This is a genomic window from Paenibacillus sp. UNC217MF, assembly GCF_000686865.1.
GTDB lineage: Bacteria > Bacillota > Bacilli > Paenibacillales > Paenibacillaceae > Paenibacillus_B > Paenibacillus_B suaedae.
The window spans coordinates 72,314-98,568 of the sequence record NZ_JMLT01000017.1; the positions used below are offsets into that span (position 1 = coordinate 72,314).

Annotated in this window: 25 protein-coding genes and 2 riboswitches; of the genes, 15 read left to right on the forward strand and 10 right to left on the reverse strand. The window is 49.0% G+C overall.

Features of this window, described 5'->3' with window-relative positions; translation table 11 throughout:
* Positions 1-16: 16 nt before the first annotated feature.
* Positions 17-649, reverse strand: coding sequence for an NAD(P)-dependent oxidoreductase (locus BP95_RS0110725; RefSeq protein WP_021254788.1), 633 nt, complete (start codon positions 647-649; stop codon positions 17-19).
* A gap of 253 nt (positions 650-902) precedes the next feature.
* Here BP95_RS0110725 and BP95_RS0110730 point away from each other — a divergent pair, with 253 nt between their 5' ends.
* The 7 genes from BP95_RS0110730 to BP95_RS0110760 all read left to right on the forward strand — a co-directional run bounded on the left by BP95_RS0110730 (position 903) and on the right by BP95_RS0110760 (position 7,956).
* The gene (locus BP95_RS0110730) at positions 903-1,997 is read left to right on the forward strand and encodes an ABC transporter substrate-binding protein (RefSeq protein WP_028532140.1); all 1,095 of its coding nucleotides are present in this window, start codon (positions 903-905) and stop codon (positions 1,995-1,997) included.
* Entirely contained in the window at positions 1,987-2,847 is an 861-nt protein-coding gene (locus tag BP95_RS0110735) for an alkaline phosphatase family protein (RefSeq protein ID WP_051614053.1), read from the forward strand. Before BP95_RS0110730 ends, BP95_RS0110735 begins: the two co-directional genes overlap by 11 nt.
* A 519-nt stretch (positions 2,848-3,366) precedes the next feature.
* Positions 3,367-4,212 (forward strand): ABC transporter permease, encoded by an 846-nt coding sequence (locus tag BP95_RS0110740; RefSeq protein ID WP_028532142.1) that lies wholly within the window; start codon positions 3,367-3,369, stop codon positions 4,210-4,212.
* Positions 4,209-5,066: an ABC transporter permease gene (locus BP95_RS0110745; protein ID WP_028532143.1), complete on the forward strand. Its 858-nt coding sequence runs from the start codon at positions 4,209-4,211 to the stop codon at positions 5,064-5,066. The genes BP95_RS0110740 and BP95_RS0110745 overlap by 4 nt, the downstream gene beginning before the upstream one ends.
* Positions 5,067-6,083 (forward strand): ABC transporter ATP-binding protein, encoded by a 1,017-nt coding sequence (locus BP95_RS0110750; protein WP_028532144.1) that lies wholly within the window; start codon positions 5,067-5,069, stop codon positions 6,081-6,083. It begins immediately after the preceding gene.
* Positions 6,067-6,852 (forward strand): DeoR/GlpR family DNA-binding transcription regulator, encoded by a 786-nt coding sequence (locus BP95_RS0110755; RefSeq protein ID WP_028532145.1) that lies wholly within the window; start codon positions 6,067-6,069, stop codon positions 6,850-6,852. Before BP95_RS0110750 ends, BP95_RS0110755 begins: the two co-directional genes overlap by 17 nt.
* A gap of 87 nt (positions 6,853-6,939) precedes the next feature.
* Complete coding sequence (locus BP95_RS0110760; protein WP_036666962.1) at positions 6,940-7,956, forward strand: histidinol phosphate phosphatase domain-containing protein; 1,017 nt, start codon at positions 6,940-6,942, stop codon at positions 7,954-7,956.
* A gap of 88 nt (positions 7,957-8,044) precedes the next feature.
* Here the strand turns inward: BP95_RS0110760 and BP95_RS0110765 are convergent, their stop codons facing one another.
* Positions 8,045-8,971, reverse strand: coding sequence for a MerR family transcriptional regulator (locus BP95_RS0110765; RefSeq protein WP_028532147.1), 927 nt, complete (start codon positions 8,969-8,971; stop codon positions 8,045-8,047).
* A 200-nt stretch (positions 8,972-9,171) separates the two neighbouring features.
* A riboswitch (TPP riboswitch) is annotated at positions 9,172-9,274 on the forward strand.
* A 128-nt stretch (positions 9,275-9,402) separates the two neighbouring features.
* On the opposite strand from BP95_RS0110765, the gene tenA reads away from it, so the two are divergent.
* The 5 genes from tenA (at position 9,403) to BP95_RS0110790 (ending at position 13,603) form a co-directional block, all read left to right on the forward strand.
* Positions 9,403-10,104: a thiaminase II gene (tenA, locus tag BP95_RS0110770; RefSeq protein ID WP_036591583.1), complete on the forward strand. Its 702-nt coding sequence runs from the start codon at positions 9,403-9,405 to the stop codon at positions 10,102-10,104.
* Positions 10,101-10,946 carry a hydroxyethylthiazole kinase gene (gene thiM / locus BP95_RS0110775; RefSeq protein WP_028532149.1) on the forward strand — a complete coding sequence of 282 codons (846 nt, stop codon included), beginning with the start codon at positions 10,101-10,103 and terminating at the stop codon, positions 10,944-10,946. The genes tenA and thiM overlap by 4 nt, the downstream gene beginning before the upstream one ends.
* Positions 10,946-11,761, forward strand: a complete 816-nt coding sequence (gene thiD / locus BP95_RS0110780) for a bifunctional hydroxymethylpyrimidine kinase/phosphomethylpyrimidine kinase (protein WP_028532150.1) — start codon at positions 10,946-10,948, stop codon at positions 11,759-11,761. The genes thiM and thiD overlap by 1 nt, the downstream gene beginning before the upstream one ends.
* Positions 11,758-12,471, forward strand: a complete 714-nt coding sequence (thiE, locus tag BP95_RS0110785; protein WP_021254800.1) for a thiamine phosphate synthase — start codon at positions 11,758-11,760, stop codon at positions 12,469-12,471. The genes thiD and thiE overlap by 4 nt, the downstream gene beginning before the upstream one ends.
* A gap of 130 nt (positions 12,472-12,601) precedes the next feature.
* Positions 12,602-13,603 (forward strand): linear amide C-N hydrolase, encoded by a 1,002-nt coding sequence (locus tag BP95_RS0110790; protein WP_028532152.1) that lies wholly within the window; start codon positions 12,602-12,604, stop codon positions 13,601-13,603.
* Positions 13,604-13,684: 81 nt separating this feature from the next.
* On the opposite strand, the gene BP95_RS0110795 is transcribed toward BP95_RS0110790, so the two are convergent.
* The 4 genes from BP95_RS0110795 to thrS form a co-directional block, all read right to left on the reverse strand.
* Positions 13,685-14,410: a polysaccharide deacetylase family protein gene (locus tag BP95_RS0110795; RefSeq protein ID WP_021254802.1), complete on the reverse strand. Its 726-nt coding sequence runs from the start codon at positions 14,408-14,410 to the stop codon at positions 13,685-13,687.
* A gap of 10 nt (positions 14,411-14,420) precedes the next feature.
* Complete coding sequence (locus BP95_RS0110800) at positions 14,421-15,008, reverse strand: YkoP family protein (protein WP_028532153.1); 588 nt, start codon at positions 15,006-15,008, stop codon at positions 14,421-14,423.
* 268 nt (positions 15,009-15,276) lie between these two features.
* The gene (locus tag BP95_RS0110805) at positions 15,277-16,212 is read right to left on the reverse strand and encodes a GNAT family N-acetyltransferase (protein WP_021254804.1); all 936 of its coding nucleotides are present in this window, start codon (positions 16,210-16,212) and stop codon (positions 15,277-15,279) included.
* A gap of 47 nt (positions 16,213-16,259) precedes the next feature.
* The gene (gene thrS / locus BP95_RS0110810; RefSeq protein ID WP_021254805.1) at positions 16,260-18,173 is read right to left on the reverse strand and encodes a threonine--tRNA ligase; all 1,914 of its coding nucleotides are present in this window, start codon (positions 18,171-18,173) and stop codon (positions 16,260-16,262) included.
* Between the two features lie 585 nt (positions 18,174-18,758).
* On the opposite strand from thrS, the gene BP95_RS0110815 reads away from it, so the two are divergent.
* Both BP95_RS0110815 and BP95_RS0110820 read left to right on the forward strand, forming a co-directional pair.
* A complete protein-coding gene (locus BP95_RS0110815) occupies positions 18,759-19,280 on the forward strand; it encodes a TetR/AcrR family transcriptional regulator (RefSeq protein ID WP_021254806.1) in 522 nt (173 codons plus the stop codon).
* Between the two features lie 107 nt (positions 19,281-19,387).
* Positions 19,388-20,545, forward strand: coding sequence for a YhgE/Pip domain-containing protein (locus tag BP95_RS0110820; RefSeq protein WP_028532154.1), 1,158 nt, complete (start codon positions 19,388-19,390; stop codon positions 20,543-20,545).
* 112 nt (positions 20,546-20,657) lie between these two features.
* Here the strand turns inward: BP95_RS0110820 and BP95_RS0110825 are convergent, their stop codons facing one another.
* The 4 genes from BP95_RS0110825 to BP95_RS0110840 form a co-directional block, all read right to left on the reverse strand.
* Positions 20,658-21,755 carry an iron-containing alcohol dehydrogenase family protein gene (locus tag BP95_RS0110825; protein WP_028532155.1) on the reverse strand — a complete coding sequence of 366 codons (1,098 nt, stop codon included), beginning with the start codon at positions 21,753-21,755 and terminating at the stop codon, positions 20,658-20,660.
* A gap of 5 nt (positions 21,756-21,760) precedes the next feature.
* Positions 21,761-22,606 carry a MetQ/NlpA family ABC transporter substrate-binding protein gene (locus tag BP95_RS0110830; RefSeq protein WP_021254809.1) on the reverse strand — a complete coding sequence of 282 codons (846 nt, stop codon included), beginning with the start codon at positions 22,604-22,606 and terminating at the stop codon, positions 21,761-21,763.
* A gap of 140 nt (positions 22,607-22,746) precedes the next feature.
* Positions 22,747-23,412, reverse strand: coding sequence for a methionine ABC transporter permease (locus BP95_RS0110835; RefSeq protein ID WP_028532156.1), 666 nt, complete (start codon positions 23,410-23,412; stop codon positions 22,747-22,749).
* Positions 23,402-24,415: a methionine ABC transporter ATP-binding protein gene (locus tag BP95_RS0110840; protein ID WP_021254811.1), complete on the reverse strand. Its 1,014-nt coding sequence runs from the start codon at positions 24,413-24,415 to the stop codon at positions 23,402-23,404. Before BP95_RS0110840 ends, BP95_RS0110835 begins: the two co-directional genes overlap by 11 nt.
* A 95-nt stretch (positions 24,416-24,510) precedes the next feature.
* A riboswitch (SAM riboswitch) is annotated at positions 24,511-24,618 on the reverse strand.
* Between the two features lie 644 nt (positions 24,619-25,262).
* On the opposite strand from BP95_RS0110840, the gene gnd reads away from it, so the two are divergent.
* Positions 25,263-26,162 carry a phosphogluconate dehydrogenase (NAD(+)-dependent, decarboxylating) gene (gnd, locus tag BP95_RS0110845; RefSeq protein ID WP_021259604.1) on the forward strand — a complete coding sequence of 300 codons (900 nt, stop codon included), beginning with the start codon at positions 25,263-25,265 and terminating at the stop codon, positions 26,160-26,162.
* Positions 26,163-26,255: the final 93 nt, after the last annotated feature.

The window sequence follows — 26,255 nt, forward strand, 5'->3', positions numbered from 1 at the left end:
TCCATTAGTAGGAATATTATTGTGAAATAAACGGTGTTGAACGCAAAAAAGCAGCGTCTTGTACCTGATCTACGAGAAACCGTGCAATATGGGTATTTGATATTTTCGTACCCGGCATATCATATTGATCAACCTTTACTGACTTCATGACATCGCGTTCATGCACGAACGGCAATCGCACAAGCGTCCAATCCAGATCGCTATCCCGAAGCACGCCGAGCTCCCGCTGCCTGTCCCGAATAAAGTCCCCATAAAGTAAGCGAAATAAGCGTGCGCCCATTCGGTTCATCCAGGACTTGCGATCCCCTTCAATATCAAGCGATCCTCCTGCAACCCCAATGTACCTTCGAATACCTGCTTCCTTCATGGTTTTCAACAAGCGCAGCGTCACTTCACTATAGATTGGCTTGTCCCGCATTGGCTGACCAAATGCATTGACTACAGCATTACTGCCTGCCAGGAGGGAACGAATTGCAGTTTCGTCCGATACGTTTCCTTCTATTATAATGGCGTGCGGTGACTTCAATTGGACTCGCTCTGGACGACGAGCCAGAATGCGAACCGAATACCCTTGCTCAATTGCTGTCGCAGCCACATGCTTCCCTACTGTACCTGTTCCTCCTACGATCGCAATCGTTTGCCTAGACAAAATCCTTCTCCCCCATTCTTAGAAATACCAATACTCTTTGTTACGTGTCCATCCATACAATGATCCATATTTTTCATATCCATGCCATACTTCTTCCACCAATGCCATTCTGACGACGAGAACCTGTTCCGGTTCCGCCTTTACAATACCTTATCACCCGCTTGATGTTGGTTTAACTTTGTTTGTTTATGATTAGAGGCGTAAACAGAAGAAAAACAAAATGAAAACTAAATGAAAAAGGAGTCATGAACTCATGCGAACTCATCGTTTCATGAAATGGACAGCAACCGTACTTGCTTCCGCATTCTTACTTGCAGGCTGCTCATCTGGACAAGCTGCGAACGAAGCAGTCGACGCTTCCAAGCTGACCTTGGATCAAATTGTGGAAAAGGCCAAACAAGAAGGGCAAGTCAACTCGGTCGGCATGCCTGACACTTGGGCGAACTGGGTGCAAACGTGGAACGATTTAGGAACGAAATATAGCTTGAAACATACGGATACGGATATGTCCAGTGCTGAAGAACTGGCGAAGTTCGAGTCGGAGAAAGACGACGCAACCGCTGATATCGGCGACGTCGGTATCGCATTCGGACCGCTTGCGAAGCAAAAAGGTCTAACGCTGCCATACAAAACATCTTACTGGAACGACATTCCGGACTGGGCTAAAGATGATGAAGGACACTGGCTGCTCGGCTACACAGGTACATTGTCCATCATTTCTGATAAGAACAAAGTGGCAAACCCGCCGAAATCTTGGGCAGACATTAAAAATGGAACATTCAAAGTCGCTGTTGGCGACGTGATGAAGGCAAACCAGGCACAATTCGCTGTTCTTGCGGCTGCTTACGCATTCGGCGGTGACGAGAAGAACATTCAACCGGGCATCGACTTCTTCGCAGAGCTGGCGAAACAAGGCCGTCTCGCTTCCAATGATGCAGGTCTTGCGAACTTGGAAAAGGGCGAAGTCGAAGTTGGATTCCTGTGGGACTTCAACGCACTAGGCTACCGTGACAAAATCGACAAGAACCGCTTCGAAGTTGTCATCCCGCGGGAAGCTTCTGCAACAAGCGGCTATGCAACGGTTATTAACAAGTACTCGAAGCATCCGCATGCAGCGATGCTGGCACGTGAATACATTTTGTCCGATGAAGGACAATCCAACTTGGCTCGTGGCTATGCTCGTCCAATCCGCTCCAACGCGAAGCTGGCTGTCGATGCAAAGGCAATGCTTCTCCCGGATGAAATGTACAAAAATGCACAGCCCGTGAAAGATTTGAAGGCATGGGAAGAAACAACGAAGCAGCTCCCACAGCTGTGGCAGGAGCAGGTACTCATTCATGTCAAATAACATCACGAACCGCTCGCACAATCCCAATAAGCTCATCTTCATCATGCTGGACGGCCTGCGCTATGACACCGCCGTCACGCAAATGGGATATATGCATCACTTGGTGGAATACGGCAAGGCAGCGCGCTACAAAGTGCGCTCCGAGCTGCCAAGCCTGTCTCGCCCGCTCTATGAGGTGCTGATGACCGGAACTCCGGTATGGCGCCACGGAATTGCAACGAACCAGACTGTGCGGTTATCGCACGAGCGCAGTCTGTTCCACTTAACTCGGGAACAAGGACTTACGAACGCGACTGCTTCTTACTATTGGGTAAGCGAACTGTATAACTCAGATCCATTTCAACCAGCTGTTGATCGCATTCAGCTTGATACAGACAAGCCGATTCAGCATGGCATCTTCTACTTCGAAGATCACTATCCTGACTCGCACTTGTTCGCTGATGCGAACTTCTTGCTCACGCAATATGCTCCAGACTTCTTGTACGTCCATTCGATGAACATCGATGATGACGGACATAAGTTCAGTGGGGATTCGGCGCAATACCGCAACCGGGCACTGGCGGCGGACATTATTCTTGCAAGCGTGCTGCCAGCTTGGATGGAGGCAGGCTATCAGATTATTGTTACGGCTGACCATGGCATGAACAATGATGGCAATCACGGCGGAACGACAGACGCCGAACGCCATGTTCCACTGTTTGTCATTAGCAATCTGGTGACCCCTGGCGTCTATGAACAGGAAGTACCTCAATTGCAGTTGGCGCCGCTCGCCTGCCGCTTGCTCGGCATTGCCCCATCGGAAGCGATGCAGCCGCTATCTATGTTGGAGTTCAGGCCGGCGTCTCCGTAAGGGGACGCCTTTTGTTCACCAATTCGCTTTTGATCATTCTAGAAAGTTAACGTGCAGTGAGGCACGAAGGCTTTCTAGAATGGAAAAAAACATTCCCTTAGACGCGGTCGCTCATCATGAGTTACCTCGATAGAAGTTTTTTTATCACGGAGTGATTCAAGAAGTAACTCGGCATCGAATCTTGCATTCACTCTCGAATAGTGTCTGCTTTCGAAGTATGTTTCCTTCGGAAACATTTTAGCTGCTCATGTAGTCTCGCCTACACTCCGCTGCTCGTTACAAGTTTTGTGAAGCAAAACTCTCATCGGAAGCATATGCTTCGAGTTTATGCAACCTTCTCGGTGCTGAAAAGCGAACTTTTGATCATTCTAGAAAGATTACGTGCAGTGTGGCACGAAGGCTTTCTAGAATGGAAAAAAACATACCTTTAGACGCGGTCGCTCATCATGAGTTACCTCGATAGAAGTTTTTTATCACGAAGTAAATCAGGAAGTACTGATTTTGGAAAGGAGTACGCACATGAAACGGATCAACAGCATGCTGTACATCACGATTATCCCGCTGCTTATCTTTGTGGCGCTATTCATGTTCGTCCCGCTCTTCACGATGATTTCGGGAAGCTTTCAAGAGGATGGCGGCGGGGCATTTACATTCAATCAATACAAAGAAATTTTTACGAACCCTTATTACTGGAAGGCATTTGAGAACAGTATTCTCATCTCCCTGCTGTCCAGCCTTATCGGCATCATTGCCGCCGTATTTGCAACGTATGCCCTTACCCGTTTTCCGAAGCGCGTACAAGAGCGGCTGCTTGTCATTACGAACCTGACATCGAACTTCGCAGGCATCCCGCTCGCCTTCGCCTTCATTGTCCTGCTTGGCAACAGCGGACTGTTCACGCTGCTGTTCCGCCAATTCGGCATTGATATGACGGCATCATTCAATCTGTATTCATGGTCGGGATTGACCGTTATTTATGTGTACTTCCAGCTTCCGCTGGCCATTATGCTGCTCTATCCGATGTACCATGCGATTCAAGACAACTGGAAGGAAGCCGCTTCCCTGCTGGGCGCATCACCGTTTCAATTTTGGAAGCGTATCGGTCTGCCTGTACTTCTGCCGGGAATCGCGGGCACATTCAGTATTTTGTTCGCGAATGCCATGGGTGCATATGCATCAGCTTATGCCCTGACAGGAAGCAACTATAACCTTGTACCTGTACGTATCGGCGCACTCGTCTCGGGAGACATCTTCGCTCGTCCCGAGCTCGGCAGCGCCTTGGGCGTACTGCTCGGCTTGACGCTGCTTGCAGCCATGCTCGTCAATGAATGGCTAACGCGCAAAGTTCGGAGGGATCTGCGATGAAACGATTGGCTCATTCTCTGCCAACGCTCGCCTTTGCAGCGGTATTGCTCTATTTGTTCATTCCGGTCATCGCTACCATGCTCTATTCCTTGGCGACATCATGGAATCAAACCATTCTACCCGAAGGCTTAACATTGAAATGGTTCGGAGAGCTGTTCCAGGATACACGCTTCATGCAGGCATTCGGTCGTTCCCTGCTGCTCAGCAGCGTCGCTACCGTAACAGCGGTAATCGTTATCGTGCCGGCTACGTTCGCGATTTCCTTGTACGCACCGAAGCTGGAGCGCTGGGTTCAAACGCTCGTCATGCTTACCTATGCCGTTCCTGGCGTTATTATGGCTGTCGGCTTGATTCGCGCCTACTCTGGCAAAGGCTTCTCCATGATTATCATCGTCTTCGGTGCCTATGTCATCGGCATGCTGCCGTTCATGTACCAAGGGACGCGCAACAGCTTGCGCGCTGTTCAGGCAGGATCATTGATGGAAGCTGCCGAGTTACTGGGGGCCAGCCGCATGAAAGCATTCCTGCGCGTGATTGTTCCGAACATTATGCCGGGCATTCTTGTATCTGCACTCCTCTCCTTCTCGATTCTATTCGGAGAGTTCGTGCTCATTAATATTCTCGTCGGAGGACGCTTCGAGACCATGCAGCTCTTCCTGTATGCACAGCTGAACAAGAGCGGCCATATCGCGAGCGCCATTACCGTAACCTACTTCATTCTGATGGCCATATTGAGCGCGTGGATCGTGAAGCTGACGGGCCGCACTTCCAAGCCAGTCGCAGAGCCTGAAGAAGACATCGTGAGCAGCAGCATTCCGACTACCCAAGCAACAATGAGCAGGGAGGCTTCTTAAATGAGCTACGTACAGATGAATCAAGTAATCAAGACGTTCCATAAACAAAAGGTGCTGAACAGCATTGATCTTCATATACAAAAAGGCGAACTGGTGACACTCCTCGGCCCAAGCGGCTGCGGCAAAAGCACATTGCTTCGCATCCTGTCTGGACTGACTCCGCTCGACGGCGGAACGATTCACATCGATGGTAAAGATGTGACAGGGATCGAACCGAAGGATCGGGAGATCGGCATGGTGTTCCAGTCCTATGCGCTGTTCCCCAATATGACGGTAACCGACAATATTGCCTTCGGCTTGACGATGAAGAAGATGCCGCGTGATGCGATTCGCCAGGCAGTTGGCGAAATGATTGAGCTCACCGGGCTTCAAGGCAAGGAGAAGTCTTTCCCCCGTGAGCTCTCTGGTGGGCAGCAGCAGCGTGTCGCACTTGCCCGCTCGCTTGTTACGAAACCAAAGGTATTGCTGCTGGACGAACCGCTTAGTGCGCTTGACGCGCAAATTCGTAAAAACCTGCAGCAGCAGCTGCGTTCCATTCAACGTGAATTGAACATGACAACAGTACTAGTTACGCATGACCAAGAAGAAGCGATGTCCGTCAGTGATCACATATACATCATGAATGCAGGCAATATCGCGCAGCATGGCTCACCGCAGGAGATTTATATGCAGCCAAGCAGCGAGTTCGTCGCAAGATTCATTGGCAGCTATAACGTATGGAACGCCGAAGCCTTAGGGCAAATCGTACCAGACTACACGCTTGCAGACAGCAAGCTGTATGCCATTCGGCCAGAGACGTTCTGCGAGCAGCCGCTCGTTGGCGGCATGGCCGTAACAGGAACGGTACGCAATGTGACCATGCTTGGCAACATTACGCGTATGGAACTAACGGTTCAGGGTCAGCATGTCGTCGTCGATCAGATTCATCGCAATTCCGATTGGGTGAGCGTCGGCTCTACCACGACGGTATACCTCCATCCGAAGGACGTGATTCCGCTTCATGATGCTACTGCCTGAAGAACGTAGACAGCATATTTTAGAACAGCTGAATCGACATGGCAAAATTCAAGTTGCTTCCCTCGCCAGCGTATTAACGGTTACGCCCGAAACCATTCGCAGGGATCTCGACGAGTTGGAAGCGAAGCAGATGCTTAAGCGCGTGTACGGAGGCGCAGTTGCGTATTCGCATATGAAGATTGAACCTCATTTTGATAAAAAACGAAGCATCAAGCAGTCGGCAAAGAAAGCAATCGGGGAAGCTGCGGCCGCGCTCATTCAAGATGGAGATACAATCGTGGTCGATGTAGGCACGACGACTGTTGAGCTTGTTCGCGCCATACGCGGTGTCGTCGGCGTTACGATCGTGACGAATTCTATTCCTGCTGCCGAACTGCTCATGGAACGGCTGGAAGCCAAACGATTTGACGGCAAAGTCATTATACTCGGGGGAGTTACGCATCCAGAGCAGAAATCGATTGCAGGCGCCCTAACCTGTGAACTGCTTACACGCTTCCACTTCGATAAGGCATTCATCTCCTGTGCAGGAATGACACCAGCGGGAATCAGTGATTACGACATGGAAGAATCGATCTGCTCCACCTTAATGATTGAGCAGTCCGAGCAGGCATATGTGCTTGGAGATTGTACCAAGCTCGGGGAGACACAGCTGTGCCGCATCTGTGACATGAGCAAGGTCACCGCCATCATATGCGATGCACCAATGCCGGATAAATGGAAGCGCAGCGGATTGCAAGTAGGTTGGATTACGCCGGCTTGCGAGCCATAAGAACATAGCGAAGTTATATGTCGAAGTAACACATCACTTCATACATCACGAATGAGCCACTATGACATAGGATGGGATGCGATCATTATGCTGTATTATGTAGACTACCATATGCATTTGGAGGAAGGCCCCTATTCGTTCCGCTGGCTTGATCGTACGAATCAAGCATTCGACCACTTCCATCCACTTGCTGAACCACGCCATTCCCGTGCATGGCTCGAAGCGAGTTATGCGCGTATGCATACAAGACTGCAGCGAGGAGCTTATGACGAATCATGGCTCGATCTCTATTTGCAAGAAGCGCTGCGCAAAGGACTGCGGGAGGTCGGAATCGTAGATCATCTCTATCGGTTTCTAGAGACGCTCCCCTACTTCGAACGTCACCTCGATATCGGAGACTCCCCGCTAGGCCGCCTTCAGCATACATGGCTGCATCAAGTATGCACCGAGCGGATTGAGGATTTCGCAGCTGCCATTCAGACCGCAAAGCCCAGATGGGCCGAGCAGGGAGTCGAGCTACGTCTTGGATTAGAAGCGGATTATTTTGCAGGTGGAGAGAAGGAGTTGGAATCTTTCATTGCGATGGCGGATTGGGACTATGTGATCGGGTCGATTCACTATGTGGATGGATGGGGATTCGATAATCCCGAGACTCAGTTCCGCTTCGATCAGGTTGATCTGCGTGAACTGTACGGGCACTTTTTCGATGATGTCGAACGAATGATTAACAGCGGTCTGTTCGATATTGCCGCCCATTTGGACAATTTGAAAGTATTTAATTATCGCCCAGCTGAGGAGCTGCATCTCCCGTACTACGAGCGAATCGCACAAGCATTAAAACGGACAAATACAGCTACAGAGGTAAATGCAGGACTGTTCTACCGCTACCCGGTCAAGGAGATGTGTCCGAGTTCCTCCTTTATCGATGTTCTGCTTCGACATGATGTCCCCTTTACCCTGTCATCGGATTCTCACTTTCCAGACGACGTCGGCAAATACGTGGCGGACAATACCCTTATGCTTCAGCAGCGCGGTCTAGCCGAAATTGCCACATTCCATCAACGCAAACGCATCATGCGACCGCTCGCAACTTCGACTTCTTAATAAAGAAAACGCAAAGCGAGCTGCCCTCTCTCCTATCCCATGAAAAGCAATTCCCGGCGCAACGACTGCACCGGGGATTTCATGTATATTATTTTATTTTCTTTCGAACCGGTTCGAATAGCTGCAGCCAATAAGCGTTGCTGCTTCCTGCCGGGCTGTCATTTCGTATATGCTCCTCCAAGCAGAATCTTGCCTCCGAATCAGGCTCGTAGTCTGGATGCTCGTTCAATTTCTCCATCAATAATTGCCACGATCCCGTAATATCATCTGTACTCTCCATCATGGCATACACCCCGCCGGAGAACCTAGCCTCCGCCAAATGACTTGGTATATCGATATTTTCTGGAATGGAGGCATATGCACAATAACCGTAAACGTTCGATTCAACGTCAGGGAGTGGTTCTTCATTTTTTCCAAATAGCCGTGCCGTTCCTTGCAGTTCAGCTTGCACGAGCCAGTCCGCTAATGATTCGATCGCTTCTTCTTCTGGTGATGCGCTTACGACAACATGGCAAGCCATTCTCATTGGTGGAAGGGTTACGAATTTGATCGATGCTGGAGAATAACTCCACTGATTACTCATCGGCATTGTCACCTCATGTTTCATATTTGAATGTAGGAACGGTTCATGACATAATTGCAGCAGCAATTGAGCCGTAATCGGTTCATTGAGGTACTTGTGCAACTGCTCCAACCATTTCTTCAATGTTAGTTCCTTCGATATGCACTCATTCTTGTGCTCAATCATCTCGTGTGCATACTGAGTCATTACCTGATGTGCGGTTCGGAACGTCATATCCGCCAGCACCACTTTAATCTCTTTAATCCCAATATCAAACCCTCTTAACAAAGCAGTTATACGGATTGCAAGCACAGTCTGTTCATCATACATCCTCCAGCCAGAACTGGTATCGCGCTGACTTGCAAACAACCCCTGCGACTCCCAGTGGCGCAGGGTACGGCTCGTCACACCGATTTCCTGCGATAATTTATCGATTCCTATCATGTTGCCCATCACTATCATCAACCTCTGTCACTTGACGTATCATAAGGCGCCTTATGAGGTTATTGTATCAGTTGTCGCAGCGTCAATTACAATACGAAACTTCGCTCCAAGCACTAACAAATTATCGTTTTGACCGAATGGTTGAGAAAACTAACGTTTTACAATTATCTCCATCAATGCTAAAGTAGTTCGTAAGATGAATATGACGTGAAATCCACTAGGGGAGCCGCATAGGCGGCTGAGACAAGAATTCTTGGACCCTTTGAACCTGATCCGGGTAATACCGGCGGAGGGAAGTGGAGCCGGCCTCATGGTCTTTTTGTATGGACATGATGAAGCCGCTCCATTTCGGGGCGGCTTTTTTTGGCTGCCGCGAAGTGCTCCTTGACCAGATTTCAGCATGCATTCATCATCTATCCAATCATTCGGAGGTGCTGTTCATGCTTACATTTACGGAGGAACTGAGACACGAAGCAGAGCCGATATACGATGCCATTATGGATCATCCATTCGTTCGGGGAATTGCTGAAGGTACTGTCAAGAAAGAACAGTTGATTCACTACGTAAAGCAGGATTTTGAATATTTGAATGCCTTTATTCGGATTTACGGCATTGCGATTTCCAAATGTAACAGCCGAGAGACAATGGCTCTTTTCAACGAGCAAATCTCGTTTGTGCTGAATAGCGAGATACACCCCCATCATAATTTTTGTAACGTGGCAGGCGTAACGTTCGAAGAACTGCAAGGCTACCCGCTCGCCCCTTCTGCGAGCCATTATGTGTCCCATATGCTTACCGTGGCCCACGAAGGAACCCTAGAAGATATTATTGCGGCTTTGCTGCCGTGCCCATGGACATATACGGAGATCGGACAACGTCTGCTAAAAGAAGTGAATCCAGATGAGACCCATCCGTTCTATGAGTGGATTCATTTCTATGGAGACCTCGGCGGCGGAGTTACGGACAAAATGCGCCGAATGCTGGATGAATGGGCAGAATCGCTGTCGCAAGCACGCAAGCAGCAGCTGAAGAAGCATTTTCTGACTAGCTGCCAGCTGGAATATATGTTTTGGGACATGGCTTATCAAGTAGAAGACTGGCCGGTACGCTTGGCGGAGAAGACAGAGGTGAAACAAGGATGATCGATATGCAGTTCTTCCCCCAACGTATTAAGGAACGGCGCCCCCTCATCCACAATATGACGAATATCGTCGTCGCCAACTTTACCGCTAACGGTCTGCTAGCCATTGGCGCCTCCCCTGTGATGGCTTCAGCCAAAGAAGAGGTAGCAGACATGGCCAAGGCAGCAGATGCGCTCGTATTGAACCTCGGCACGCTCGATACAGACATGATAGAAGCTATGCTAATCGCAGGGCGGTCGGCGAATGTACATGGCATTCCGGTTATTCTCGATCCAGTAGGCGCAGGCGCAACGCCGTATCGGACGAAGGTGTCCGTGAAGATGCTCAAGGAATTGCGTGTCTCGATCGTGCGCGGCAATGCCGCGGAAATTGCTCAGCTGATGGGTGAAGCTGGCGAGATCAAGGGCGTGGATTGCATGGAGTCTGAAAGCTCCCTTCGTTCCCCTGAGGAGTTGTTCGATCTTGCTGCACGGGCAGCTGACCGTTTCGGCACCATCGTTGCCATTTCGGGCAAAGAGGATGTCATTACAGACGGCACAACCGGCTACGTTATTGCGGGCGGTCATCCGATATTAACGAGCATAACGGGAAGCGGGTGCCTGCTGACATCGGTCATCGGCGCATTTGCTGCGGTAGAATCTGATTTATTGCTGGCAGGAGCCGCAGCGATGTCTTATTATGGGGGCGCAGCAGCCCATGCCTATCGAACAGCGGGCCACCGAGGTCCTGGCAGCTTCCAAACTGCATTTCTTGATGCCTTGGCTGAGATCGACCTATTCGATACGGCGGCATCAACAATCACCCCTCGCCAAGCCTCCGCTAGAAGAAAGGTATGGCTATGATGGTCGCACGAGCATTGACGATTGCCGGTTCCGATAGCGGTGGCGGCGCCGGCATTCAAGCCGACATCAAGACCTTCCAAGAGCTGAACGTATTCGGCATGTCAGCGATTACGGCTGTGACGGTACAGAACACGCTTGGTGTTCACGGCGTATACCCGCTATCTCATGAAGCCGTTGCTGAACAGATAAATGCCGTCGTAGAAGATATTGGGGTTGATGCTGTCAAAACAGGGATGCTGTTCAGCGCAGGCATTATTGAGACAGTAGCGAATCGCCTTGAAGCATTCGGTTTGAACAACGTTGTCGTCGACCCAGTCACGATAGCCAAGGGAGGCGCAGAGCTGCTGCAGCAAGATGCCATAGAGGCGATGAAGAATCGCCTGCTGCCGCTTGCGCTGATTGTCACGCCGAACATCCCAGAAGCAGAAGCGCTTGCAGGAATGAAGATTGTCACCCTGCAAGATCGGTGCAAGGCTGCGATAAGAATTGCTGATTACGGCGCCAAAATGGTCATCATCAAGGGAGGCCACGACATGACGACCGAGCTGGCTGTTGACCTGTTCTATGACGGAGCCCACTTCACACTGCTGGAAGACCGCAGAATCATGACCAAGCATACTCATGGCACGGGCTGCACTTACTCGGCAGCGATTACGGCAGAACTTGCGAAGGGCACTGCTCCCAATGAAGCGGTTCGTACTGCGCGGCATTATATTCAGGCAGCAATTGAGGAGACGCTCGGGCTTGGCGGCGGCAACGGCCCAACCAACCATTGGGCATATCGGCAGCGGCAGATGCAAGAGGTGGTCAGATGATAAGTATAGATAGTCGCATTGGAGATGCCCGCATGCGTTCCTATTTGCGGCTGTACCTTGTGCTCGGCAGCGCCAATTGCAGGGCAGACCCTGGATCGATTGTCGAGGAAGCCATTCGCGGAGGGGCTACGATGATACAGTTTCGGGAAAAGGGCGCAAACGCGCTGAAGACAGCAGCTAAGAAAGAACTCGCAATGCGCATTCAGTCGGTGTGCAGAAGACACGGCATTCCCTTCCTCGTGAACGATGATGTAGAGCTGGCGCTTGCCTTGAATGCGGACGGGGTTCATGTCGGCCAGAACGACGAGCCAGCGGCGCAAGTCAGGGATCGCATCGGCAATAAAATACTCGGCGTGTCCGTTCATTCGGCAGCTGAGGCTCTGCTGGCTGAGGAACAAGGCGCCGATTATCTCGGCGTTGGGCCGATTTATTCGACTGCTTCCAAAGAGGATGCTCTAGAGCCGCAAGGCACTGCAATCATTCAGCGGCTAACAGAGATAACATCACTGCCGATCGTAGGCATTGGCGGCATTACGGCAGAGCGTGCGCCACATGTAATTCGAGCTGGTGCAGACGGGATCGCTGTTATCTCTGCCATTACCCATGCGGAGAATGTATGTCATGCCGCGAGAGGACTTGCTTCCGGAACTGTTCTCTCGACAGCAGGATCGAGTCACCCAAGCGTTGCTTGCCCTTCTGTCATACCATAGATACCATCTTTGTCGTTCAATTGTCGAACATCATGGAGGAATCCGTCTGAAAAGGCGGATTCTTTTTGTGTGCCGCTAATAAGATATAAAAGTACGCCGTTTCAAGAAAATGAAAAGGAGGAATTAGCATGTGTACAAATATATCGATACCGCGAAAATCGAAGAAGGGCGGCATCGTCTCCGCAAGAACAATGGACTGGACATTGAAGCTCAATTCCATCGTCATTTTGTGCCTCGTGGACAGTCTTTTCCTGAAGCCAATCTTCCGGGAGATGAAATGAAATGGAAAAACAAGTACGGGTTTGTTGGAGCAGGCGATCCAATTGAAGACTTTATCTTTTACTCCGACGGATTGAACGAGCATGGACTTTCCGTTGCCGGGCTGTGGTTGTCCTGCAGCAAATATCCTATACCTCGACCAGGTACTCCGATCCTATATAACTCCAATTTCGTTCCGTATCTATTGGGGAACTATAAAAATACCCATGAGGTAAAGGCTGCTTTGGCTGATTTGACCGTCATTAATATTTCAGAACTATATCCGTCCGCCTATGCGCTTCTGCATTATATTATCAGTGACGCATCCGGCAATCATTTAATCGTGGAGTTTACTGAAGGGGAAATGAAAATTTACCCGAGCAAACTGGGCGTATTGACGAATGAGCCTACATATCCTTGGCATCTTGTCAATCAAGAGCTATATCAGCACTTAAGCCTGGAAAACAATGCGCAAACCAGCTGTGGAAGTGAACTCTACGGCAGCGGCCAGCTCGGAATTCCAGGCGATCCGACTCCCCAATCCCGCTTTGCTCGATCTGCATTCCTACAGAAAACGACTTTTCGTCCTGCCAACACGAAACAAAGCATCGGGTTAGCTAGACAAATCTTGCAAACACTCACGGTTCCTAGCGGCACGGTCTATAATATGGGCTCCAGCACCATATACGATTGGACGCAGTGGTGTGTATACCGCGATCATACCAATCGCAGCTACTACTTTAACACAGACTTTAACAGCAAGCTTTACGGGATACACCTTACCCAATTAAATCTCGACGCCTCTGAACAAAGCCGAATCCAAATAGAAAGGCCTGCTTGGTACGAGGACATTACCAAAGCGTTTAACGCCTGACACGTATACCGTATGACCAATGAGCTTTTTCAGGCTGAAGTATTAAGAATAATACTATATTCTCATTAACTTCCCTATTTACTACGCATGCTCCAGCCTGATCAATTCATCCGTGCGTACGCATTTTAGCCCTCTACGTTCGGCCTCGTGCAATATATCGCGCAGCACCGTCAACATTTGTCCAGGGGCTTCCTTGTCAGCGCCGAACGTATCCCCACTGTCATGGAGTACGATAACTGCACCTGGCTCAATACGCTCAGACAGCAGCTTACGCAAGTTGCGTTCCCCCGTATCCAGCTTCCAATCCCGCGCAATAATCGACCATAATACGAGCCGATACGATTTGCGCAGCAGGAACAGATCTCCTAAATTCAGTATCCCCCATGGAGGACGATAGAAGGTTGGCCGCTCTCCTGTAATGCGTTCAATAATGTCCGCAGAACGTTCCACATGCTCGCGCCTGATGTTCCGAGGCGTCATGACCCAATTCGGCATATGCGTATAATTGTGAATGCCAATCTGATGGCCTTCCTCATGCATGCGTTTCACAAGCTCGGGATACTTCTCTGCCTTGCTGCCCAGAACAAAAAAGGTGGCCTTCGCGCCCCGCTCGCGCAATAAATCAAGCAGTTCAGGCGTATAATCCGGGTCTGGTCCATCATCGAACGTAAACGCGACATGACGATGTGCCCGCTTCCGTCTCGCCTTACGAAATACGCCCCATCCGCAGATTCGGGTCAATAAGAAAGGAAGCCCCATATAAATAGCGATCAGTACAATTAATATTCCTGCGATAATATTGTCCATGTTATCTCTCCTACTCCTTCACCCTATTCACATATCGATCCATTAACGTGGCACGAGACATCATCAGCATTTTCGGCACCAGCTTCGATCGCTGCTGCTTCAAGCGCTTGGCTCCCTCCGGATTCAGCATGCGGAGCAGCAAACGCAGATATATGGTAGATACTCGCTGCATCCACTTCGTCTCCAGAGGGTGCAGCTCGAAGCCTAATCCATAAGTGATGCCGCGATGAAGCAGTGTTATCCCAGTCAGCGCCTTTACCTTAGCCAATTCCGGATTCGTATTCACAGCATGGCCGACCTGCTTCAATGCATCACGCAGCCTGCGCGCCGTAACAAGTGCAGCCCGATCCGCACCAACGGAGCGAGACAGCTCCAGCACTTCCCGATTATCAAGGTGAATCTCGCATACATAGTCGCCTTTATGAATATAGGTTCCATCCTCACAGTGAATGGAGGTGCCTCGATGCGTCCGTACGACAACTTTACATATTCCGAACTGTGACTGATATACACTTCGAAGAGGCGTGATCAATTCAAATACAGCCTCCCACGTCATCCACAGTGATTGCAGCATTTTGTTGCCCAAGGTGGAAATCATGAACAATCAAATCCTTCCTGTATGAAAAATCGTGATCTGCTTAACTTACTTTCATCGTACAGCCTGGAGTTCTCTTTTTTCTTACTCCATTCTTACGAGTTTCTTAAATAATTGAGGTAAGCAGAGTCCTTTATATCCAAACCTTTCCTTTAGACAACAAAAAAGCAGTACAGCACTTCAAACTTTGTGCTGCACTGCTTATGCTAATTAACGAATCTCTTCGCTCTAACTTATCTAATGCTTCATTACGCTTCGGTTCCAGCGGCTATTAGACCACAATATTGTCGGAAGCAGCTTGTTCCGCTCTATCCAACGCTAGCTCTAATACGTAATAGTCATTGATATTGCGCACGTGGAACCCACAAGACGTGTATAACCCTAGTGCCCGCTCATTCTCAACTGCAACTTCTAATTCAATCTTGGCAGTTGGCTGCTGCTCCTTCATGCGCTCAATAATACTGCGAAGAATCCAGCGTCCGTATCCTCTGCCTCTGTGCTCAGGTTGAACACTGAAGCCGAATAGAAATGCACTGCCTTCTTCTCGCATAGCATGAATCTTCCCGATAGGCAGCCATTCTCCATTCTCCTGCTGGCAGTCTGCAATAAAAATATAATCCTGCTGCGAGAGCATCGCCGTCTCTACATACCCTCTTGCATCTTCCTCATTCATATCGAATCCGTCCATGTTCAATCGCGTGAGAAGAGCCACATCGCTGGTCTCTGCCTGACGTAATTCGATTTTCGCAGGGGGTTCACTAGCATCTTGCACATGCTCTCCAGTAAGTGTCATCCAATATTCGGAGAAGCTGCACTTCGAACCGATGCTCTCCAAATATTCCTTGCCGGATAAGGAAGGTCGAGCGCAAATGAAGATGAGTTTCTCCACCTGACGTCTCCCACACTCCTGCTGAGCTTCCTTAACAAGCTGACTGAATATGCCTTGACGCCGATAGTCGGGATGCACCATCCCGCTTATCTCTACCTCCGATGCACAGAACTGATAGATACCGAGAAATCCAACAATCTCACCATCTACAACATACACATAGTCGTTAGCGACATCACCCGTGCGTGCACGAAGTGAATCCCAGTTCAACTTCAAAATGATTTGATCGTGTTCATTGCAAATGTCTTCCAACCTACGCAGTGCTTCAAGCTGGTCAGCATCCAATTGTGTATAGGTTCGCAAGCCTGTATTTTTCATGCTACTCATCTCCTTCGCTTTCAAATGCGAATTGATGAGATTGTATTCTACACCTTGGCTGTTATTTCCTTTTCAATCAGTTCAGCAAGTTGTTGAATTGGCTGCGTTCCCAGATCGCCCTCGCCCCGCTTGCGGACGGACACGCTTCCGCTCGCCTGCTCCTGCTCTCCTACAATAAGCATGTAAGGAACTTTGCTCTGCTGCGCTTCGCGTATTTTGAAGCCTAGACGCTCATTGCGCGCATCCACTTGTACCCGAATGCCCGCCTGTTCCAGCGATTCCTTCACTTCATACGCGTAGTCGACGAAGAGATCCGATACAGGCAGTACCGCCACCTGAACGGGCGCAAGCCATGTCGGGAATGCTCCTGCATAGTGCTCTGTCAATATGCCAATGAACCGATCAATCGAACCGTACACCGCACGGTGAATAACAACAGGCCGATGCTTCAGGCTATCCTCTCCGATATAGGACAGGTCGAATTTCTCCGGCATCTGGAAGTCCAGCTGAATCGTGCCGCATTGCCAGCTCCGCTTGAGTGCATCCAAGATGTGAAAGTCGATCTTCGGCCCATAGAAGGCCCCGTCCCCTTCATTAACACGATATTCGACGCCGCGGTTATCCAACACGTTCTGCAATGCCTGCTCCGCCTCATTCCACAGTTCCTCTGAGCCCATCGAATCCTCCGGCCGAGTAGATAACTCGATCTTATACTCGAAGCCGAACACGTTATAAATGTGATCGATTAAGGCCATAACCTTGCCGATCTCCTCTTCGATCTGATCCGGACGGACGAACAGATGAGCATCATCCTGACAGAACGTACGAACCCGAAGCATACCGTTCAAGGCGCCAGACATTTCATGCCGATGTACTTGACCGAACTCGCCAAGTCGAATTGGAAGCTCTCGATAGGAGTGCTGCCCATTTTTGTAAATGAGCATATGCCCTGGGCAGTTCATCGGCTTCAGTGCAAACGTCGTATCATCTACTTTCGTGAAATACATATTGTCCTTGTAGTGATCCCAGTGACCCGACTGCTCCCACAATCGGTTGTTCATCATAAGCGGTGTGCGCACCTCGTCATAGCCGCGTCTTCGTTGAAGTCCGCGCGCGAAATCCTCAAGCTCTGTGCGAATCGTCATCCCGTTCGGCAAGTAGAAAGGCATACCAGGCGCTTCCTCGGAGAACATGAACAGTCCAAGCTCTGTTCCAAGCTTGCGATGATCGCGCTTCTTCGCTTCTTCAAGCATATGCAAATATTCTTCCAGTTGATCCTTCTTCGCAAAGGCAGTTCCGTATACGCGCTGCAACATTTTGTTATTCGAATCCCCACGCCAATACGCGCCGGATACCTTCATCAGCTTGAAGGCCTTAATGCGGCCTGTGGACGGAACATGTGGGCCTCGGCATAAATCCACGAATTCACCCTGCTTGTAAATGCTTATAACTGCGTCCTTCGGCAGGTCATGAATCAACTCCAGCTTCAACGGCTCATCCCGCTCGGTAAATAAGCGAATAGCCTCTTCCCGGCTGACAACCTCGCGCGTAATCGGCAGATTTTCTTGGATGACACGCGACATCTCTTGTTCAATCGCTGTCAGATCCTCTGTCGACAATGGCTTCGCGATATCAATGTCGTAATAGAATCCATCTTCAATGACTGGGCCGATTCCCAGCTTGACTGCATCGGCTCCATATATGCGTTGAATGGCTTGCGCCATTACATGTGCTGTACTGTGGCGAATGATGGAGAGACCATCCTTGCTGTCTGCTGTGACAATCTCGACGAGGCTGTCATGCTCGATCGCAGTGTCGACATCCACGAGCGTACCGTCCATTTTCCCGGCAAGTGCTTGCTTCTTCAAGCTTGTGCTAATCGATGCTGCAACTTCTTCGATGGTCGTGCCTTGCAAATACCTCCTGTTCGATTCGTCTGGAAATGTTACCTTGATCTCCATGCTTCAGCCTCCCTTTCCTCATAGTCGCAAGTGAATGATGAACGCCTGAGAGAACGCAAAAAAACGCATCTCTCCCGAAAGGGACGAGTGCGTTCTATCTCGTGGTTCCACCCTAATTCAATCCTGCATTGCGTGTTGGAACGGGATAAGCCGCCATTCGCTGCAATTGCAAGATCCTTCATTGGACATCCGGTAACGAGGATGGGTCGGTGATGCTTACTGCTGAGAAGCGGATTGCAATGGTACCAGTACCATTTCCAAATGCTCACCCTCAGGTTCAACATCACGGCTGCAAAGGGGTAATTCCACAACCGTAACTGAAGAAGCTTGCACCAATCGCTTCTCTCTCTGGACAGCTCGTGCTGGAAATCATGTCTTTGGTCATCGCCTGATTGATATGGGAATTATCTTACTCCTTCCAACGAAAAAGTCAAGCAATAAAATCCAAAAATAAAGATGCGAGCCCTTCTTGAGGATGTTAGATTTATGTATACTATGGCCATTTCCCCACTTGACAAAAGGAAGCACATACATTAATTTATTGATTAATAAATAACGAAAATTCTGACAAGGTGTTGAACCAACATGTCACCAAAAGACCCATCTTTATCTCGTAAGGATCAAATCATTGATGCTGCTGTCGCCTCCTTTGCGGAGCATGGCTTTTACAAGACGACAACCGCCAAAATAGCCAAATCGGCTGGTGTAACGCAGCCATATGTGTTTCATTTTTTTAAATCCAAAGAGGAATTGTTCATCGCAGTTCTCGACCGCGCCACAGAGAAGATTGAAGAGGCCTTCTCCAGCGTGGATGCTCCTCCCGAACAGTTTGTAGAGACAATGGGACGCGCCTTCGGGAAGCTCATTGAGACCCATCGCGATGAGATGCTCGTGACGATGCAGGCATTTACAACTTCAGAGCCAGCAATTCGCGATTCGGTGCGTGACCATTTCACTGCGATACACCAGACGGTCATACGGCGCTTTGAACAAGCCGGGATTCCGAATGCCAAATTCGCAGCCAGCATGTTCATCGGCTCAGGTCTAATTATTACGATGTCAGAAGTGCTTGAAGCGCCTAATTTATCTCCGTGGCCATCTAAATAAAACATAGTGAAACCACTATTCATCTGCTGCCTTTTTGAGGTCGCACTTTTTTTGGCATTGTATTTATTGATTAATAAATAAATATTAAAAATGAGGTGTGTTGATTTATGAACAAAATGTCTGTAAAATCCACTTTTCTTCACCTGTTACAGTCGCCGTCGGTCATTATTGGCCTTATTACCGCGCTTACTTTTCAAGTGCTATTCAGCCTAATCTGGCTGACCGGGTACGATCATTTGACAGACAATGTGAATCGGTTAGCCATTGCCATAGTGAATGAGGATCAAGTAGTTGGCAAGCAAGCGGTGCAATCGATTATGGGGAAGCTGCCAACTCACATGAAAGAGGAAGCGAGTCTTGATCAGGCGATGACACAGCTTGAAGAACGCAAGGTGCAAATGGTTGTGCATATTCCAGGCAATTTCTCTAAGCAGCTAACGGATCCGACACAGAAAGCTGTCATCACGTACGCTGTGAACGAATCCAATCCAAGCATGGTCAAAAGTGTAATGCAATCTGTCTCCAGCCAAATTACGACTTCACTCAATGAACATGCGGTTCGTACGGGCATGACCCAAGTACTGGAGCAGGTACATGTTCCACAGTCGCAAGCAAGCAGCCTATCCGAATCCATGTCTGCACGCGTTGTAGCCGAAATGAATAACGTCCATCCCATTTCGAACTTCTCGTGGACGATGGTTCCCATGATGCTGCTGCTGGCTTCCTTCGTTGGCTGCATGCAGTTCACCATGGAAATGAATAAGGCTGCCAAAGCTATTAAACAAAAATGTGGCCAATGGACACTCCTGACAGCTCGCTCCCTGCTCAATATTGTGGCCTCCTTGATCATTACAACGGTCGGCACGGGAATGGTGGCGCTAATGGGTGTTCATTCCGATCAAGGCTTCGGCATAATGTGGCTATTCCAACTCGCTTACGTCATCACGTTTCTATTTGTCTCTCAGCTGTCCTTTTACATCTTCAGCGATGCTGGTGCATGGGTCAATATTGCACTGCTGTCGATCCAGTTGATCACCTCGGGAGCTCTGCTGCCATCTTTCTATCAGAAAATCAGTGAATTTTCCCCTGGTACCTATGCCGTAACTGGCATTATGAACCTAGTGAACGGGGGTCCAGCCATATCGGATTCAATCCATGCGCTCTTGCTCATCTTGACTGTGGTCATCCTGCTGACGACTGTTATTGTTGGAGGGGTACAGTTATTGCCGCGCAAAACAAAAGAACATGGACAGCTAGCTTCGTAAGCAAACTTATTAATGATGCGTAGACACAACAAGATACCGCGAAATACGCATTACATGACAATAAAGCGCCATCCGCCGCATATTAGCGAACAGATGGCGCTTCATTCCTTCCTCACGATACAATTTGCTCCAGCTTCACGATTGCTTCGTATACCTCGTCCGAGGTTACGCCTTCTGGCTTCATCAGCTGTATGGATTCCTGTGGGAGAGTCGCTTGCCGCGCAATGCTCTCCAACGTTGGACGGTCTTCCACAGATAATACAAGGTCACCTAATCGATAAGGTAAGCCCAAATCTTCGTAGAACGGCAGCAAATTCTTCACTTCCGCAACATTATCCTCCAGCACCAATTGAACGAGGGTGCCGTACGCGACCTTGTCGCCGTGCAGCAAATGATGTGTCGCTGGCGCAGCAGTGAGACCATTATGAACCGAGTGTGCTCCAGCTATTCGACCAAGATGATCGCCGAAGCCGCCTACTAAGCCGCCTGTCATAATGATCGTCTCCGCTACCTCTACAAATGCATCGGATAGCTGCTTCTGCTCCGCGTCAAGAATGCTCTGCCGTCCATGCTCCAGAAGAGCGGTCTGACATAGACGCGCTGTAAGATGCGCAACCTGAACAGCGGCTGAACGATGCTTCAAACCACGAATGAGTACATCCGCCTCATACCATTTCGCTAATGTATCGGCAATCCCTGCACGCAGATAATCAACAGGTGCATGCAAGGCAATGCGTGGTTCAAGCAGCACCATAAGTGTGCTTTTCGGAAAAACGGTATAGTGTGTAAATTGTCCTTCTTCGTTATAGAACACGCTGAGCGGCGTCCATGCTGCACAATTCGAGGCGAGCGTTGGCACGAGAATCGTATCCAGCCCCGATGTATTGCCTGCTGCCTTGACCAAGTCCATTACCTTGCCGCCGCCGAGTCCAAGAATGGCATCCGCTCGTTCGGCCTGTGCATAGCATGCAATCCGGTGCGCTTCCTGCAATGTGCATTCCCCTTGATAACGGAGATATAACAGTGTTGTGTTCGTCTCCTTCGGCCAATAGGGCTGCGCCGCCTCCAAGGAGCGATCACCATGCACGACAATCACTCGCTTGTATTGATACGGTGCCAATAATGTATCTAGCTTGTCCAAAATGCCCGCTTCACAATGATAGACTGCCGGCGTACCTCTAACGACGATAGATTGCTCTTCCTTCTTCATCGATGTCACTTCCTTTTCAGCATCCACTCTGGTTTGCCGAAGCCTTTGAACTGTTCATCTATTGTTTTCTCGAATTCGGCAGATTCAACAGCTTCCTTCAAGTCCTTCGCGAATTGCTTGTCCAAATCAGCTGTATTCACAACGACACGATTGCGGTAATCATCCGGCATATTTTCGAGCTTCAGAGCATCGAGCAGGTTCATTTTCGCAGCAAGTGCGAAGTTGCCCGGAACAAGAGACAGGTCAGCGCTGTCTACTGCGCGCGGAAGCTGAGCAGCCTCGATTGGCTGTAGAACAAGATGCTTCGGATTGTCCTTCACGTCCTTCTCCGATACACGCAGTGGATCGATGTCCTTGTTCACGGTAATGAGTCCTGCATCTTGCAGCAAGCCCAATGTACGCGCCAGGTTCGTCGGATCGTTCGCAATCGCTACTGTACTTCCGTCAGCAACTTCATCCAAAGATTTGAACTTAGACGAGTAGATGCCCATTGGTGCCGTCGGTACCGAAATAAGCTCGGACAATTCAATTTTATTTTCTTTTGCAAAGTTCTCCATGTAGATTTTGTGCTGGAACAGGTTCGCATTCAAATCCCCATTCGACAATGCCAGGTTCGGCTGCACATAATCTCCGAATTCAACCAACTCAATGGAATAGCCTTTCTTCTCCAATATCGGCTTAATCGCCTTCGTTATCATATCGCTATAAGGGCCTGCTGTTGCGCCGATCTTGATTGCTTTGCTTTCTTCCTGCTTTGCGTCTCCTGAACCCGTTGATGCGTCTTTGCTGCCGCATCCAGCCAGCAAGCCAATTGCTAGAATAAGAGAAAGAATAAGAGCTGTTTTCTTCATGTTGATGACCTCCGTATATGTTTTTTGTATGGATTTGGTGCCTTATGTCCCTTTTTCAATACCAAAAAGACGGCGTGATCTTGATATTTTTCTTCCGTTGCTTCGTAACGGTTGACTTCAAATGATCGACAGCGAATGCATTATCGCTTGTCTACTTTCTTTGCAATAAAGTCTCCTCCGTACTGAATGATCTGCACCAAGCAGATTAGAATGATTACCGTGGTAAACATTACAGTGTTGTCGTAGCGATAGTAACCGAACCGAATCGCCAAATCGCCGATTCCACCTCCACCGACTGTACCAGCCATTGCCGAATAAGCGACAAGGCTGATTGCTGTAATGTTCACGCCTTGGATGATGCCTGGCTTCGCTTCAGGGAGAAGTACATCCCTAATGATCATCCATGGTGTTGCACCAATGGAGATTGCCGCTTCGATGACACCTTTGTCAATCTCGCGCAGCGCCGTCTCTACCAAGCGGGCGAAGAACGGAATTGCCGCAATCGAGAGCGATACCGAAGCAGCCGTCGGGCCTATCGTTGAACCGACAATGAGCTTCGTCAGCGGCAGCAGTGTCACCAGCAAGATGATGAACGGAATTGAGCGAATCATGTTGACGATGAAGCCTAGCACATTTTTCGTAAACGCATTTTCGAGGAATAGCCCCTTATCGGTTACAAATAATAGAATTCCAATGGGAAGACCCAGAATTATGGCAGCAAACAGCGAAATTCCAACCATATAGAGCGTCTGGACAAATGCCTTGCCCAAGTCCGGCAGCAGTTGGATGATCGAATCACTCAGCATGATGGATGACCTCCAATCGATAGGTTCGTTTTTTGATGTAGTCGAGTGCTTGCCGCAGCTCTGATACTTCTCCATTCAGCTCCAAGATCAGAATGCCTAGCGGGTTGTCATGGATGTATTCAATTTTGCCATGCAAAATATTTGCTCTAACCTTGAAGTTCGTCATTACATCAGTAATGATTGCTTCCTCTGCTTGCGGCGCCACGAAGTGAATCTTCACGATCGTTCCCTTGCAATGCTCAATCAATCGTTCTGGAAGATTGAATTGGAACAGACTGCTGATGAACGAGCGGGTCATCGGATGCTGTGGATCAGAGAAAATGTTATATACCGGCCCCTCTTCTACCACATTGCCGTTCTGCATCACCGCCATCCGGTCACAGACGTCCTTCACCACTTCCATTTCGTGCGTAATCAATACAATCGTCAGGTTAAGCTGACGATTGATTTTCTTCAGCAGCTCCAAGATTGACTGAGTCGTCTCAGGATCCAGCGCAGACGTTGCTTCATCACACAGCAGCACATGCGGTTCATTGGCCAGCGCTCTGGCGATACCTACTCTCTGCTTCTGCCCGCCGCTGAGCTGAGCAGGATATACATCTCGCTTGTCAGCCAAACCAACCATGTCAAGCAATTCAAGGACACGCGGTTCAATCTCTGCCTTCGACTTGTTGTTGGCCTTCAGAGCAAATGCGATATTCTCGAATACCGTCTTGGAGCGGATAAGATGAAAGTGCTGAAAGATCATGCCGATCTTCAGTCTTGCCTGTCGCAAACTCTCTCCTTGCAGCTTCGTCAAGTCAACGCCATCGACGAGGATACTCCCAGATGTAGGTTCCTCCAGCAAGTTGATGCAGCGCAGCAACGAGCTTTTCCCAGCACCACTTCGTCCAATAATCCCGTAAATTTCTCCCCTATTGATTCGAAGAGAGACGTTATTTACGCCGATGACGTTCGATGTCTTGCTTCGGTACTCCTTAACCAAACTCCGAATTTCAATCATTTCACACACCCCGCCATTCTGTTGCTATCACCTGGATGAAAACTAAAAAGCCTCTTTCCCTAAGAGAGAAAGAGGCTGAATTGGCAGTATCGCCACACTTATCTCTCAGAATGGAATCATTCCGTAGGATTTAGCACCGTTTACTCACTGGTAAGGTTGCCGGACGTCATAGGGCCTAGTCCCTCAGTCACTCTTGATAAGGTAGTATGAAGTTGTCATTTGTTGTTGAAGATAATACATCTGAAAATATGAGTTGTCAACAATATTTTCATTTCACTTTCAGAAACAGCACTTCAACAAACATAAATAGACCGCCCTAGGTCAAAGGATGCGGTCTATTTATGCTCCAAAAAGCCTTCCGCCCTTAAAAGCGGCTATTGTGTAGGGGGCGGTTGCCGCCGACTCCTTATTTATTCTTAAAATAGCACTGGGAATATATACATGCAATGCGCTCACACAGCGAGTACCTTACATCACATCATTTACTTCTTTGGTATCCTAACACATCAACACATTCTCTGAATAATCGTTAATGTCTTCGTGATCATGATGATAGCCGGAGAGATGGATTAAATTCCCCTTTCTCAATCAGACCGATCATCTCCTGGCATGGACGGTGTTGACTATTTCCTGCTGTGTCAAGATTTTCTCCACACGTACAATATAGATACATAATTTCCGCCACTAAGAATCACTCTAAATGAGACTGCATCCCCCCGAACAGAGATATAGCGCTTACAACTTCCACTTTACAGATAGGCAAGAAGACAGTAAGATAAGATCACACTAAGTTGTATACAAGTATACTTGTTGTACTTTACAGCATGATCACAGGAGTGAATACAGCATGAAATTAGGCATGATTGGCCTTGGAAAAATGGGTTTCAACCTCGTAGATAACATATTGCAGCACAAGCATCAGGTAGTCGCTTTTGATGTAAATGCTGAACAACGTCAAAAAGCAGCTGACCTAGGAGCAATTCCTGCAGATACAATTGAAGAACTCGTATCGAAGCTGGATGCTCCAAAGATCATCTGGATGATGGTTCCAGCTGGAGAAATCGTGGATCAAGTGGTTGACACACTGCTTCCTCTTCTCTCTCCAGGAGACATTGTCATTGACGGAGGAAATTCACATTATAAACAATCCATCGCTAGAGGCGAGAAAGTGCATGCACTGGGTGCCCATTACTTCGATATCGGAACATCCGGCGGAGTATCTGGCGCAGCTGAAGGCGGCTGCTTCATGATTGGCGGCAACCAAGAAGTATTCGCTACACTTGAGCCACTGTTCAAGGACATTGCGGTAGATCAAGGATATTTGTATGCAGGCAAGAGCGGAAGTGGACATTTCCTGAAAATGGTTCACAACGGTATTGAATATGGAATGATGCAGGCGATCGCGGAAGGCTTCGAAGTATTGGACAAGAGCGACTTCGATTTCGATTACGAACAAGTTGCACGCGTATGGTCCAACGGATCGGTTATCCGCAGCTGGTTGATGGATCTGACGCAAAATGCTTTCTCCAAAGATCCGAAGCTGGACAGCATTCGCGGCGTTATGCAAAGCTCTGGCGAAGGCAAATGGACAGTGGAAACTGCACTGGAGCTGCAAGCAAGCGCACCCGTTATCGCGATGTCCCTCTTCATGAGATATCGTTCGCTTGAGTCCGATTCCTTCCACGGTAAGGTAGTTGCTGCACTGCGCAATGAGTTCGGCGGACATCAAGTGGTAACGAAGGAATAGTCAGTTCCTATTTCGATAGCGAAGATAGAATCACCACAAGCCCGATGGTCGCGCCATGCAGCACCGTGGTACAATCAGAACCAAATCTGTAAA

Coding starts and splice junctions, on each gene's coding strand:
- BP95_RS0110730 (WP_028532140.1), top strand. CDS start 903: ATGCGAACTCATCGTTTCATGAAATGGACAGCAACCGTACTTGCTTCC.
- BP95_RS0110735 (WP_051614053.1), top strand. CDS start 1,987: ATGTCAAATAACATCACGAACCGCTCGCACAATCCCAATAAGCTCATC.
- BP95_RS0110740 (WP_028532142.1), top strand. CDS start 3,367: ATGAAACGGATCAACAGCATGCTGTACATCACGATTATCCCGCTGCTT.
- BP95_RS0110745 (WP_028532143.1), top strand. CDS start 4,209: ATGAAACGATTGGCTCATTCTCTGCCAACGCTCGCCTTTGCAGCGGTA.
- BP95_RS0110750 (WP_028532144.1), top strand. CDS start 5,067: ATGAGCTACGTACAGATGAATCAAGTAATCAAGACGTTCCATAAACAA.
- BP95_RS0110755 (WP_028532145.1), top strand. CDS start 6,067: ATGATGCTACTGCCTGAAGAACGTAGACAGCATATTTTAGAACAGCTG.
- BP95_RS0110760 (WP_036666962.1), top strand. CDS start 6,940: ATGCTGTATTATGTAGACTACCATATGCATTTGGAGGAAGGCCCCTAT.
- BP95_RS0110765 (WP_028532147.1), bottom strand. CDS start 8,971: ATGGGCAACATGATAGGAATCGATAAATTATCGCAGGAAATCGGTGTG.
- tenA (WP_036591583.1), top strand. CDS start 9,403: ATGCTTACATTTACGGAGGAACTGAGACACGAAGCAGAGCCGATATAC.
- thiM (WP_028532149.1), top strand. CDS start 10,101: ATGATCGATATGCAGTTCTTCCCCCAACGTATTAAGGAACGGCGCCCC.
- thiD (WP_028532150.1), top strand. CDS start 10,946: ATGGTCGCACGAGCATTGACGATTGCCGGTTCCGATAGCGGTGGCGGC.
- thiE (WP_021254800.1), top strand. CDS start 11,758: ATGATAAGTATAGATAGTCGCATTGGAGATGCCCGCATGCGTTCCTAT.
- BP95_RS0110795 (WP_021254802.1), bottom strand. CDS start 14,410: ATGGACAATATTATCGCAGGAATATTAATTGTACTGATCGCTATTTAT.
- BP95_RS0110800 (WP_028532153.1), bottom strand. CDS start 15,008: ATGATTTCCACCTTGGGCAACAAAATGCTGCAATCACTGTGGATGACG.
- BP95_RS0110805 (WP_021254804.1), bottom strand. CDS start 16,212: ATGAAAAATACAGGCTTGCGAACCTATACACAATTGGATGCTGACCAG.
- thrS (WP_021254805.1), bottom strand. CDS start 18,173: ATGGAGATCAAGGTAACATTTCCAGACGAATCGAACAGGAGGTATTTG.
- BP95_RS0110815 (WP_021254806.1), top strand. CDS start 18,759: ATGTCACCAAAAGACCCATCTTTATCTCGTAAGGATCAAATCATTGAT.
- BP95_RS0110820 (WP_028532154.1), top strand. CDS start 19,388: ATGAACAAAATGTCTGTAAAATCCACTTTTCTTCACCTGTTACAGTCG.
- BP95_RS0110825 (WP_028532155.1), bottom strand. CDS start 21,755: ATGAAGAAGGAAGAGCAATCTATCGTCGTTAGAGGTACGCCGGCAGTC.
- BP95_RS0110830 (WP_021254809.1), bottom strand. CDS start 22,606: ATGAAGAAAACAGCTCTTATTCTTTCTCTTATTCTAGCAATTGGCTTG.
- BP95_RS0110835 (WP_028532156.1), bottom strand. CDS start 23,412: ATGCTGAGTGATTCGATCATCCAACTGCTGCCGGACTTGGGCAAGGCA.
- BP95_RS0110840 (WP_021254811.1), bottom strand. CDS start 24,415: ATGATTGAAATTCGGAGTTTGGTTAAGGAGTACCGAAGCAAGACATCG.
- gnd (WP_021259604.1), top strand. CDS start 25,263: ATGAAATTAGGCATGATTGGCCTTGGAAAAATGGGTTTCAACCTCGTA.